At 44.3% G+C, this 12,892-nt stretch carries 13 protein-coding genes; 2 read left to right on the top strand and 11 right to left on the bottom strand.

Features of this window, described 5'->3' with window-relative positions:
- Positions 1 to 102 precede the first annotated feature (102 nt).
- Both OCV24_RS05115 and OCV24_RS05110 read right to left on the bottom strand, forming a co-directional pair.
- Positions 103 to 1,563 carry an MATE family efflux transporter gene (locus OCV24_RS05115; RefSeq protein ID WP_137031972.1) on the bottom strand — a complete coding sequence of 487 codons (1,461 nt, stop codon included), beginning with the start codon at positions 1,561 to 1,563 and terminating at the stop codon, positions 103 to 105.
- Between the two features lie 126 nt (positions 1,564 to 1,689).
- Entirely contained in the window at positions 1,690 to 2,106 is a 417-nt protein-coding gene (locus OCV24_RS05110; protein ID WP_017057011.1) for a CBS domain-containing protein, read from the bottom strand.
- A 417-nt stretch (positions 2,107 to 2,523) separates the two neighbouring features.
- On the opposite strand from OCV24_RS05110, the gene OCV24_RS05105 reads away from it, so the two are divergent.
- Positions 2,524 to 2,820, top strand: coding sequence for a hypothetical protein (locus tag OCV24_RS05105; RefSeq protein WP_136996546.1), 297 nt, complete (start codon positions 2,524 to 2,526; stop codon positions 2,818 to 2,820).
- Between the two features lie 122 nt (positions 2,821 to 2,942).
- Here OCV24_RS05105 and OCV24_RS05100 read toward each other — a convergent pair whose 3' ends face one another.
- Positions 2,943 to 3,899 carry a glycosyl transferase family protein gene (locus OCV24_RS05100; protein WP_150878191.1) on the bottom strand — a complete coding sequence of 319 codons (957 nt, stop codon included), beginning with the start codon at positions 3,897 to 3,899 and terminating at the stop codon, positions 2,943 to 2,945.
- A gap of 255 nt (positions 3,900 to 4,154) precedes the next feature.
- Between OCV24_RS05100 and OCV24_RS05095 the strand changes: the two genes are divergently transcribed.
- On the top strand, positions 4,155 to 4,649 hold the full coding sequence (locus OCV24_RS05095; protein ID WP_136996541.1) for a peptidylprolyl isomerase: 495 nt from the start codon (positions 4,155 to 4,157) through the stop codon (positions 4,647 to 4,649).
- 81 nt (positions 4,650 to 4,730) lie between these two features.
- Here the strand turns inward: OCV24_RS05095 and OCV24_RS05090 are convergent, their stop codons facing one another.
- The 8 genes from OCV24_RS05090 to OCV24_RS05055 form a co-directional block, all read right to left on the bottom strand.
- Complete coding sequence (locus OCV24_RS05090; protein WP_150878188.1) at positions 4,731 to 5,597, bottom strand: DMT family transporter; 867 nt, start codon at positions 5,595 to 5,597, stop codon at positions 4,731 to 4,733.
- 126 nt (positions 5,598 to 5,723) lie between these two features.
- Entirely contained in the window at positions 5,724 to 6,641 is a 918-nt protein-coding gene (gene cyoE, locus OCV24_RS05085) for a heme o synthase (protein WP_150878186.1), read from the bottom strand.
- The gene (gene cyoD / locus OCV24_RS05080; RefSeq protein WP_150878184.1) at positions 6,602 to 6,913 is read right to left on the bottom strand and encodes a cytochrome o ubiquinol oxidase subunit IV; all 312 of its coding nucleotides are present in this window, start codon (positions 6,911 to 6,913) and stop codon (positions 6,602 to 6,604) included. Before cyoD ends, cyoE begins: the two co-directional genes overlap by 40 nt.
- A complete protein-coding gene (gene cyoC, locus OCV24_RS05075; RefSeq protein ID WP_017057004.1) occupies positions 6,913 to 7,530 on the bottom strand; it encodes a cytochrome o ubiquinol oxidase subunit III in 618 nt (205 codons plus the stop codon). The genes cyoD and cyoC overlap by 1 nt, the downstream gene beginning before the upstream one ends.
- Positions 7,520 to 9,595 carry a cytochrome o ubiquinol oxidase subunit I gene (cyoB, locus tag OCV24_RS05070; RefSeq protein WP_150878182.1) on the bottom strand — a complete coding sequence of 692 codons (2,076 nt, stop codon included), beginning with the start codon at positions 9,593 to 9,595 and terminating at the stop codon, positions 7,520 to 7,522. Before cyoB ends, cyoC begins: the two co-directional genes overlap by 11 nt.
- 5 nt (positions 9,596 to 9,600) lie before the next feature.
- Positions 9,601 to 10,497 (bottom strand): ubiquinol oxidase subunit II, encoded by an 897-nt coding sequence (gene cyoA, locus OCV24_RS05065; protein WP_077680639.1) that lies wholly within the window; start codon positions 10,495 to 10,497, stop codon positions 9,601 to 9,603.
- 743 nt (positions 10,498 to 11,240) lie between these two features.
- The gene (locus OCV24_RS05060; RefSeq protein ID WP_150878180.1) at positions 11,241 to 11,765 is read right to left on the bottom strand and encodes a lipocalin family protein; all 525 of its coding nucleotides are present in this window, start codon (positions 11,763 to 11,765) and stop codon (positions 11,241 to 11,243) included.
- A gap of 150 nt (positions 11,766 to 11,915) precedes the next feature.
- Positions 11,916 to 12,878 (bottom strand): helix-turn-helix transcriptional regulator, encoded by a 963-nt coding sequence (locus OCV24_RS05055; protein ID WP_077680641.1) that lies wholly within the window; start codon positions 12,876 to 12,878, stop codon positions 11,916 to 11,918.
- Between the last annotated feature and the right edge of the window lie 14 nt (positions 12,879 to 12,892).

Below are 12,892 nucleotides of genomic sequence, written 5' to 3'. Positions count from 1 at the left end.
AACTGAACCCTAAGTTCACCAAAAGTATAAACCTTAGAGGTAGCTCCAAGGTCAAGAAGAAATTTACAAACCGATGAACCTTATATTAGAACATCGGTGTTATTATGATTTGAATTTTTTACATTCTTCCCGATTCGCCGACACATCATCGATCAGAACAGCATCGTGCGAACAAAATGGCGGGGTATTCAAACTGACTATCGATACATCCTCTTCACCATGATCGACTTCAGATCCTTGCATGAGCTCAGCAATATGATGACGAAGAACCAAGATCCCCAACAATCCAAACAAAATATTACCTAATGCCTGTCCATACAACACGCCTAACGCGCCATACCATAGTGAACCCAAGTACACGAATGGCAGAGTACCTAATGTCGCTTTACCTAAGTTAAGCGCCGTTGAGTAAAGTGGCTTACCTAGGTTATTAAAAGAAGTATTCGCTACAAATAACGCGCCATTAAAGGTAAAAGTAAAGGCAACATAAGTACAGAAAGCAGCAACAATAATGGCCGCGTCTCCCTGAAGGCTAAAGCCTTGAATCACGTAGCCCTGAGCTAAATACAACACAATACAAACAGCAATGGTGTAAATCGTTGCCACTAACAAAGAGTTATTCAATGTTTCTTTAACTCGGTCCATTCTTTCAGCCCCGAAGTTCTGGCCAATGATTGGTCCCACGGCACCGGATAATGCAAAAATAGCGGCAAAACAAACAGGTGTTAAACGACCAATGACCGCAAAACCAGCAACGAAATCCTCACCATATTGTGCGATACCAGTCGTCACGATCGCATTACCGATCGGCGTTGCTGTATTAGCAATAATGGCTGGAATTGCGATTGTCAAAATAGGGCGAATATTAATACGCCACTGCCCTAAAGAAGGTGGAGCAACCAACTGATGACTACGAATAAGAGGATAAAGCGAAAAGAAAAGAACCGAAAAACGTGCAATGACAGAAGCAATTGCTGCCCCTTCTATGTTCCAACCAAAACCAAAGATAAATAGAGGGTCTAAGATCGCGTTCACGATCCCGCCTGACAAAGTCGCCCACATCGAACGCTTTGCATCACCTGCCGCTCTTAAACCAGCACCTGCCGCCATCGCCAGGGCTAGAAATGGCCCACTTGGCAATAAAATCTGTAGGTAAGCTTGAGCCCGTTCTGCCGCAACGCCTTTGGCGCCAATGGCAGTCAGCAACTCAGGGATATAAACGAACATAACCGTAGCCACCGTCGAACTAATGACAAACGCAGTCAACATAATACTAACACTAAGGTTTCGAGCTTGGTCTCTGTCTTTGTAGCCTATCGCTTTCGATACCAGGGCACCCATGGCAATTGAAGTACCAATCGAAACTGAAGTGGCGAAAAAAGTGAGTGTCCCTGCAAAACCAACTGCCGCAGCCAATTCAACCTGTCCCAACATACTGATGAACAACATATCGAGTAAATCGACAACAAATAACGCCATCAAACCAACAGAGCCGGCTCCCGACATCATCAATATATGGCGCATCGTCGAACCTTCCACAAACTTTGCAGTTTGATTTGACATGAAACCTCCAAAGCTGAAATACCACAAGCTAACGATCGACAAAGAAAAGCTCTACAAAGAAGAAAAGACGCTAATGCGCCTTTTTAACCTAGAATATTGGAAGGTATAATCGTTCGTATTACACGACTACACCTGATGTTTGAAGCATTCATTTAAATTCTTGCCTATTGCTTTTAAAACATCCGATCTTGTTATCATGCCCACCAGTTTTTTATTATCAATCACTGGGTAAGCTTTAGGCTTGCCAACCTGCATCATGTCTGCCAATTCAATAATTGACAATTCAGGCGATACCGATAACACCTCTTGGTACATGCAATCGCGCACGATGTGGGTGTCTTGGCAGAAGTAGCTAACCTTGACCAGTTTATCTAATAAATCTTGTTCCGAGAGGAAACCGATAACTTGCTCGTTATCATCAATTACAGGTCCTCCCATATGAGGACTTCGCATCACTTTATCTAACGCTAGACTTAAAGGCATATCAGGAGTGAATGTCACAACCTGCTTCGTCATGTAATCTTTCACTTTTATTGAATGCATTATGTTCTCCCTAAATACTTTTCGTCATGGCTTTTCCGTCTTGTTAAGTTAATTGTTGTCTAAAATCTTGATTTTACTAAATGGATTTCAACAATTTTATTGATAGGTAAAACCTACTAAGACAAAAATGCGAGGTCGCAAAAGGCTTGAGCGTGTTTTAACATCACAAAAAAGAAACATTAGAGCACAAGAAATCACCCTCAGTCTGTTCATTAAATAGCGGATTCATACACATATTGTCTCGAACAAAGCTAACCAGCATTGTTATTAATGTATCGATATCGTATTTTGTAGCGAGTTTTTAAGCGGGTAACTATTTGACAATGGTGGAGGCTTAAATCGATACACTTCGTTCACTGGAGCGCTGGTTGTGTGAACTTTGCTCTTACTACTTTCATTTCTCAAATACGGTCTACTATGCCTTTATCAACCTCTTCTCAGACTCCTCTATCTAAGTATTTATCAAGGCTAAAAGCCTACTTCAATGAATTATTAGACTTCCAATCGCGTATTTGGGTTGTGCATATCTTTGAAGGCTCCATTACCGACCAATCGTTTGTGATTAACGAAGATGGCTTTAAAGAACCATTAGAGTGGATGAAAAAGCGTGACTATCAAGGAAAAATGCTTGATCGTGTAGATAAGATGAAAGTCTCGCAAGTGATTGAGATTCAGTTTGAAGACAAGATGCATCGACTGATGCGAGTTAAATAACCTTTGTAACTTAATCATTTACCGAAATACCTGTGCTAAAAAAATGAGTCACAAAAAAACAAGCACAAAAAAGGCCAGCAACGACGGCTGACCTTCTCTCATTTTATGTCGTTAGTTTGCCGCTAACTTTCACAATAAGCTTCCCAAAGATGCAATGCTTTTGCATAGGCTTCAGCTTTGTCATGTGTTTCTGCAAATAAAATCGCCGTCATACTGTCAACCACACTATTCGCCATTAGCTCCATCTCATCTTCCGGAGTACCCAAGACACATTCAGAAGGCAGAGGCAGTTCTGCGTTCATGGTCCCTTCCCAATAGAAAGACTCCACCTTTTCAGGTGAGCTCATCCAAACCGTTTGGCTAACCTTAGGGTTATATTCCGACTCGCCATTCATGCCTTTAAATGAAATTACCGAGTGGGATTTATTGCCAATGACATGCTCAACTTCAGCGTGTAACTGAGGAAAGCCTGGGTGGAAACTGCCACGTAACCCTAAACGGCCACCACCTGGGTTTAATGCTCTAACTACAGTGTTGATTGGCGTCCTCAACCCATAACGGTGCTTCCAACCAATCATAGTTTGAGCTTCTGGAGCAAAATTCACTAGAGGTAGATATGCAATGCCATCAACTTCTAGGATCTGTTTCGCGTCTTGTGGATCGGCCGCTCTACGAACACCAACGAGATCTAAATAAGTCTCAACGTGTGTACGACCGCTTGGCTTATCCATATAACCATGCATCAAGACTTTATAGCCATTTTCTGCCAATATCTTCGCAGCAAGTAAGTTCCACGGTTTACCACTAGCGGTATCGTTCCGCTTACCGGCGTAGCAAGGCCAATCGATATCAGCGCCCAAGTCAGGCACTCGTGATTGGAATGCTTTTACAAAGCCAGCTATCTCTTCGTTGGTTTCATTTTGTACACGAATTAACATCAATAGCATCGCCATTTGGTCGTCACCGACCTTTCCGCTTAAATACTCATCCATGATGCGATAGGCTTGTTCGAACGATAAAGGCTTACGCCCCCTTTCCCCTCGTCCAACAGTACGAATACACTCTAAAATACTACTCATTGACTGTTAATTCTCTTCCGTAGATATCAATAAAATTTACTACGTTTTCGATTCTATGTCACTCATAGCGCATTGCAAAGCGATTCGAGCGTATAGTAATAACTGCAGTAAGTTTATTAATGATCGATAAGTAAGCGGCCTAAAGAAATATAAACCTAGCGTGGAATCCACCACTGGCATCTGCCGTGATTTTTCATATACTGCACCCTATTGAAACATTCACGACTCTGTAAGACACAAATATTGGGCACCTTTATGATCATTATGAGCACCAACTTTGGCGATATCGAAATTGAACTCAACCTTGAGAAAGCACCTGTCAGCTCTAAAAACTTCCTTAAATACTGCCAAGATGGTTTCTACGAAGGCACCACATTTCACCGTGTTATTGAAGGTTTCATGATTCAAGGAGGTGGACACACTATCGACATGACAGAAAAACCAACTCGCGCACCCATCGTCAACGAAGCAAACCGTGGCTTGAAGAATGTCATTGGCTCTGTGGCGATGGCTCGCACAGACGCACCACATTCTGCGACAGCACAATTCTTTATCAACCTTGATAACAATGACTTTTTAGACCACACCTCTACCACAAATGCAGGCTGGGGCTATGCTGTGTTTGGTAAAGTATCTGCGGGCATGGATGTAGTCAGCAAAATCGCTGCCGCCCCAACGACCATGCGTTGGGGACATGAAGATGTGCCTTGCGAAGATATCGTGATCACTAAAGTCAGCATCAACGAATAGTTGTCAAGGAAACATAAAGACGAAGCGAGACCAACACTAATATAGAACTGAGCCTGTCACAGCCCTAATTCGCGCAGGCTTTTATTTTCGTCTCGACCATTTGATATAACAAAACAGTGAAGCAATAATCACCGTACCACCAAGCAGCTTCTGCGTTTCAACACTTTCTCCTAGCACGCCAACACTCAGTAATAGTGTCCATACAGGCTCTAGAATCATAATCAATGCAGCCACTTCCATATTCACGGAGTGTTGACCGACGGTTTGCAACAAATAGCGAATAGAGGTTGCGACCACCGCAGACACAATAAACCAGAAGATCAACGAACGAGTTATTTCAAAATCAGGTTGAGTCGTCATTGCAGAAAATGCCAAGCCACTAGCACCCACAACAAACAGCTGCACGCATATTGAAGCGATAGGTTTGATATTAGTAATCACACGCTTGTTCATTACGAAATGTACAGAGAGCAGCATCGACGCCAATAAGAAATAGATCTGACTCTGTTCAACATTCCAGCCATTGCCTAAGGTCAGTAATAACATACCGATGATCGCAATTGGGAAAGACATCCAAAACGCACGATTAGGCTTAACTCGAAACAGAATCCAAGAAACAAACGGCGCAATGATCATGGCTAAGCTCATGATAAAGGCCCCTTCAGACAAGCTTTCGGTTACCGAAACCGCAAATACCCATACTTGCAATGAGGCAGACAGCAACAACCCCACCCCACAAAGGGACAAGATCTGCTTAAGCGAGAGCTTGCGAATATGATGAATACAGAATGGCAATAAAATAAGGCTTGCAACAAAAAATCGCACACCGATGAACACTGGCCCCGGCATTTCCAATACCACCAACTTAGATGCGATCCACCCTACCCCAGCTAGCAGGGTGGCAAATAGGAGGTAAAGTTCTCCACGCATCGATTTCACGTTCATCATTTTCAATCGTCCGATAACAAAAAAACAACCTTACTCTGCAAGGTTGCTTTTAGAAAAATTCAACAGGATCAAGATACTATCCATTACTCAATATACCAAGTCCTTTGGGCTATATCTCTATTGAAGTTACAAAAAAGGCAACGGAATCAGTTCTATCCCGAGTACGCCACTGATGCTCATCACAACCAGCAGAGAGACCTTGAAAACAGTCTTTGACCACTGAATGTAGTTTAGGCAATCGACTTTTCGGAATGTCACTTTAGTCCACATAAAGCAAACCGCTGCCGACACCGCTAGGTATTCGTAACCCGCTTCTCCGAGTAAGAACAACGCCAGTGCAACCGCACCAAAAGCAACCACATACGCTTTCATGTGCTGATGTGCTTTGTCGACGCCCTCTTTCACCGGTAACACAGGAATACCTGCATCTCGGTAATCTTGAAGGCGGAACATTGCAATCGCATACGAGTGTGGCATTTGCCATAAGCAGAACATCACGAACAACAACACCGCTTCAAGGCTGATGTAATTAGTCACCGCCAAATAGCCCACCAATGGCGGCACTGCTCCCGAAATACTACCCACTAAAGTGCCGTAAACCGATGTACGCTTGTACCACATGGTGTAGAAAAAGACGTAAAACACATAGCCAAGCAACACCATGACCGCAGAGATCGGGTTAGCGAACTGAAACAGCAGCGCTGTGCCGGCTAGCAATAAAACCAAGGCATAGACGAACGCTACGTCTGTATTGATGTTGCCCTGAACCAATTCTCGATTTTGTGTGCGCTTCATCTTCTGGTCGATATCTCGGTCAAAGATGTTGTTCACAACACAACCTGATGCAATCACCAGCCCCACGCCCGCTAATGTTGTTAGTAACAACATCGCACTGGCGGGTTCTGTTTTTGCGGCGAGGAAGAAACCCGCCGCAACAGAAATCAGGTTGCCGAAAATGATGCCCGGTTTGGTAATAGACAAATATTTTTTCAGCATACCTTGGCCTACAACTTCATGTTGACGTTCATGTTGTAGATGATCCATACCGAGCCAGCGATAAGAATCAATACAACAATGGCGGTAAACATCAGTGACACCAAGTTCCAACGTCCATCAGAAGATTTCGCTTCCATGTGCAAGAAGTACTTAAAGTGCACAAAGATTTGTACCAGCGCACAACCGAACAAGATCACGTAAGTTTCCGTGCTTGGTAGCGCATGTGACCACACAATGTAGAACGGAATAATGGTCAGAATTAGTGACGCAATAAAGCCTTTCACGTAATCCGTTGCACCGCTGTCTAGATGCAGTTCCATTACATCACCCCCATTAAGTACACGATGGTAAATACACAAATCCAAACGATATCAAGGAAGTGCCAAAACAAGCTTAAGCACTGGAAACGCATCGACATGTTGTCGTTCAAGCCTTTGGTTGAAAGTTGGTGATACGCCACTGCCATCCAAATCAGACCAAACGTTACATGCAAACCGTGTGTGCCTACCAAGGTAAAGAATGCTGAAAGGAACGCACTCTCTTGAGGGCCATACCCTTCTGCAATCAAGTGATGGAACTCATACACTTCCATACAGATGAAGGCTAAGCCCAATACGAAAGTCACTTTGATCCAACGCTTCAGTCCGGCCACATCTTTGCGCTTCATCGCAATCATGCCAAAACCGAAGGTGATACTACTGAACAGCAGCATCATGGTTTCGACAAACACGAACGGCAGTTCAAAGATGTCTTTGCCTGTCGGACCTGCGATAGATCCACTCTCAAGCACGGCATAAGTCGCGAAAAGCGTGGCAAACAGGACACAGTCACTCATCAAGTAAACCCAGAAGCCAAACAACTTATTGCCCGCAGCTTCGTGGTGATGATCATGCGAGTGTGCAAGATCATAAGTGTGTGACGGAGTATTAGCTTGCATACGTCGTCTCCAAATCATCTTTATTGTCGTTATTACCACTATCAGCGCTGTTACCACGACCAGAATGGTCGCCTTTCACTGACTGTTTCTTTGCTTCTTCAAGCTGTGCACGTCGAGCCGCTTCAATCGCTTTGATCTCTTCAACTTCCACGTAGTAGTCCACATCGTCGTTGTAGCTGTGTTGAATACACGTCACCACGATGCCCACTAAGCTTGCAGCCGCTAGCCACCAGATGTACCAAATCATTGCGAAGCCAAATGCCAACGCCCATGCAGACACATAAATGCCTGTCGGTGTGTTCTTCGGCATGTGAAGACGTTCGTATTCTTCTTCCTGAGTTGGGTCAAACTCGCCACTTTGCTTTTGATACCAGAACGAATCGATCTCATCGCCCTTAGGCAGTTTTGCAAAGTTATAGAACGGCGGTGGTGAAGACGTTGCCCATTCAAAGGTACGTCCGCCCCACGGGTCACCGGTTAGATCTCGGTTTTGGTCGCGGTCACGAACACTCACGTAAATCTGAACGAACTGACACACCACGCCCATCGCAATCACGCCCGTACCTGCGGCCGCAACCGCCAATAGTGGGAAGAACTCAGAGTTAATGTCTTGGCTCAAACGACGCGTCATGCCCATAAAGCCGAGTGCGTAAAGCGGCAAGAACGCCATCAAGAAACCGATGATCCAGCAGTAGAATGCACGTTTACCCCAAAGCTCGTTCAGAGTGAAACCAGTCGCTTTCGGGAACCAGTAGCCAATAGCCGCAAAGCAACCGAATACTACGCCACCGATGATTACGTTGTGGAAGTGCGCAATCAGAAATACCGAGTTATGCAGAATAAAATCCGCACCCGGTACCGCCATCAATACGCCCGTCATACCACCAACGGTAAAGGTGATTAGGAAGCCCACTGTCCACATCATTGGCGTGGTGAAGCGGATACGACCTTTGTACATGGTGAATAGCCAGTTGAAGATCTTAACCCCGGTTGGGATAGAGATAATCATGGTCGCGATGCCGAAGAAGGCATTCACATTGGCGCCAGAACCCATGGTGAAGAAGTGATGCAGCCAAACCACAAACGCTAAAATAGTGATAGCCACCGTTGCCCATACCAGTGAGGTATAACCAAACAATTTTTTGCGAGAGAAGGTTGCAGTCACTTCAGAGAACACACCAAAGATAGGCAAGATTAGGATGTACACCTCAGGGTGTCCCCATGCCCAAATCAAGTTCACATACATCATCACGTTGCCACCAAGGTCATTCGTGAAGAAGTGCGTGCCGATGTATCTATCCAACGTCAGTAACGCGATGGTGACCGTTAGGATTGGGAAAGAGATGATGATAAGGATGTTGGCACACAGAGATGCCCACGTGAATACAGGCATCTTCATCATTGGCATAGACGGAGTACGCATGCGCAAAATAGTCGCAAAGAAATTCACGCCTGTCAGTGTGGTACCGACACCGGATATTTGCAGCGCCCATATCCAATAATCGACCCCGACTCCCGGACTTGCCTCAATGCCAGACAACGGCGGATATGCCAACCACCCCGTACGGCCAAATTCACCCAAGCCCAGTGACATGTTAGTTAGGATGATACCCACCACAAACAGCCAGAAGCTCAGGTTATTGAGGTAAGGGAATGCAACATCACGAGCACCAATTTGCAGCGGCACAATGATGTTCATCAGGCCGATAACCAAAGGCATCGCGACGAAGAAAATCATAATCACGCCGTGTGCCGTGAAGATCTGGTCATAGTGATGTGGCGGTAAATAGCCTGTCTCACCCGCTGCGGATAGCAATTGCTGACTACGCATCATGACCGCATCGGCAAAGCCACGAACTAGCATCACCATCGCGACCGCAATGTACATGAAGCCCAATTTTTTGTGGTCTACAGAAGTAAACCATTCATTCCAAAGGTATTGCCACTTACCGGCTTTTGTTACCGCATACACCACTAAACCACCTACTAAAGCGATCATGGTTAACGTGAACAAAATAATGGGTTCGTGGTAGGGAATTGAGTCTAGAGTTAATCTTCCAAACATGACGATTATCCTTGGGTTTCCGGCAAACAGTTCATTGAACCAGGGTGCTGGGTCACGACATCAGTGAATAAAAATGGTGGGATACTAGAAAACAGCGTCACAGGTTCAGCGACACTTGGCGCAGCCAATGAACGGAATTGCTCCCAATCTTCAATACGGTCTGGGCTTGCTTTCACTTTTTCCACCCAGTTTAGAAACGCCACTTGATCAGGCATGGCTGATGCAGTGAATTTCATCTGTGAGAACCCTTTGCCACTGTAGTTCGATGCAAAACCTTTAAAGTCACCTTCGTGGTTCGCGATCAAATTCAGCTTGGTCACCATTCCCGGCATCGCGTAGATCTGCGAACCAAGACGCGGGATAAAGAACGCGTTCATGATGTTGTCTGAAGTTAGCTTAAACGTCACCGGTACATCTTTCGGGAACGCAACATAGTTAACCGTCGCAATGTTTTGCTCCGGATAGATGAACAGCCATTTCCAGTCCAGAGAGACCACTTCGATCACCATAGGCTTAACGTCACTCTCCAGAGGCTTGGAAGGCTCTAGTTCGTGTGTTGTTCGCCAAGTGATGGTGGCCAGAATCGCAATAATGATGATTGGAATCGTCCATACCACTATTTCAATCTTGGTTGAGTGCGCCCAGTCAGGTGCATACTCTTCTGTGGTGTTACTTTCACGGTATCTATAAGCAAAGTAGATGGTCATCAGGATTACGGGGATGACGACAATCAGCATCAGCAACAGAGCCGTAATAATCAGCTCCTTTTCCTGAACGCCAACGCTACCTTTTGGGTCGAGCAATGCGGAGTTACATCCTTCGAGCATCAGGACGGTTCCCACCAAACCAATCCTCGACAGATTTGCTCTCGATAAAATGCGTTTATATCTTGAAGCTTCCATTAACTTTCTCGATGGTTATCCAGCCTCAGAACGAACGCCCGAGTACTGGTTGTCATGGTCATTAGAATATTTATGTGTTGAGCATGTGAAACGACGCATCTCAAATACGGAACTGAATTAGCCGTGTTTTTGAATAGTTAAACTGCCAAATTAAAACGACGGTGCTGCGCAGCCGAAACATTGCCGCACGGTTAAAACCACACAAAAAACATGACTTAATTGTTACACTTTGAAATGTATTGTTACATTTGACGCATTATGAAGAGTTGAAATGGAAAGCTCACCAAACAAACTTGGAAACTAACCTTTCATTAATGACGGCAGAATATAAGAAAGAGAACGCAATTTTGACGCGCGGCAATTGCGTGCTACATGAATTAGGCCAATGCTGGTAAGGGCTTAAAGAGAGATGTATGAACAAGTAGCTCCCACCAAAGCACAAGGTAAGATCGAGGCATATTAGAAAGTGCGAATCAGTTAAAACATGACTAAGATCACATTTCTGAAATCACATACCATTTACAAGGTATTCATAAACAGAGCTGTTTATTCACCCTACCTATTCATCAGTTAGATATTAGAATATTCAGTAATACAAAATTGTGGAAAGCCAATGTTGCTGTAAACGTGAAAGCAACACAAAATGGCGGGATAGAGAAGAGTTTGACAGAGAAACAACACAATAACCGAGACAAAATGCGAAGTAATAATCGGTGCCGTTGCTCAATCATATATGGGCGTATCTACTGGCTCTTGTTATGCTCCACGAAAATCAGCTTGTCAGTGTTAAAGCCACGCTCTTTAGACATCGCTTTGAACCTCTCCATGACCTCAGACGAGACTTCTGGGGTTCTAGAAAGCAGCCACAAGTAATCGGTATTTGGTCCTGAAACAAACGCGTATTGGTAATTCTCTTGGTCCAATTCAAACACCACATAAGCGCCGTAAAATGGTCCGAAGAACGACACCTTCAGATAACCCTGATCGCTGCCCTCGACAAAATACGCTTTGCCTTCCGCCTCGTTCCACTCGCCATCTTCATCTGAATAGCCGCGGTTAATTACCTTCACGCCACCATCATCACGTAGGCTGTATTCGACACTGATGTTGTCTAAGCCACGCTCAAACGAGTGATCCAAACGAGCCACTTCGTACCATTTCCCTAGGTATCGGTCCAACTCAAACTGTTGAACAGGCTTTACCGTTTCGGGCATGCCCACACAACCACCCAATAAGATCACGCTAAGCAGCAATAATACTTTTTTCATCCTAACCTCGGCTGGTTTTTATTAGTAATGCGAGTAAGTCTCGTGAAAACATAAACTTACATCCTTGGTAATACGTTAAATCCATTTTTATAGTTCACTTAACTGTAATTTATTCAGAATCTTATGTGAATCGTTTAGTCTGCGAATGAATCAATGACGTTTCATTGCTGTTCGATATTGAGTCGGTGTCACCTGCTTATACGATTTAAACTGACGATTGAAATTGGCTTGATTGTCATACCCTACTTTCTCCAAAACCAAACTCACTGGTAATGAGGTGTTAATCAATAAATCACATGCCACATTGAGCCTAATTTTCTTTAGCCGTTGACTAAAACTCTCGTTGTAATGCTTTTGAAATAGCCGCCTAACACTACTCTCACTAATGTACAGGTGACTGGCTAAGTCGTTAACCGAGATATCGCGAATAAAGTTATTCACCAAGAAAGCTTCAATCTTATCCAGCTTATCGCTGACCTCATCTTCGTCACCAGAATTGAACATAGGGTTGATCAATTGAACTACCTCCTGATCATCAAGTAATAACGAAAACAGAGCGAATAATGTAAGAAGTTGTTGATGTGGCGACTGAACCATCACCTTATTCAACAGTTCTGTTGCTTTTTCTGCGGTAGCGGGCGAAAACTGTAGCCCTTTCTTTGAATCTTCCAGCAGTGTACGCAGCGGTTCTAGCTCCCGACAGCAGGCTATTAATTGTTCTATCCAGTCTTTTCGAAACCAAATAACATGCGTTTCACAGACTCGCGAGTCATCAGGATTCTCGTCCGAATAGATGGCATGAGGTAGATCTGGACCAACCAAAATCATGTGGTTGTGAAACACATTACTTTGGTGATGCCCAACAAGGCTATGACCAAAAAAGTGACGATGAATCGCTATCTCATACTCTTCATGTCGGTGCCAACCATAGCTTTTACTGTTCTCAATAATTCTCTTGTAACGCCATGACGTGCCAATTCGTTGTGGCACTTTTTCCAAATAACCCTTCATTGCAATGCTCAGTGACTTTTTAATATTGAAAGTATACGTATCAAACCATCTAAATGAGAGTTTTGACTGAAAAGTATTGAAAATTGCACTAACAATACTCATCCGGTTGTCACCGC

This window comes from Vibrio kanaloae (assembly GCF_024347535.1).
GTDB lineage: Bacteria > Pseudomonadota > Gammaproteobacteria > Enterobacterales > Vibrionaceae > Vibrio > Vibrio kanaloae.
The sequence above is the reverse complement of the archived record's forward strand: the minus strand, read 5'-3'. Positions and strand labels throughout refer to the sequence as shown.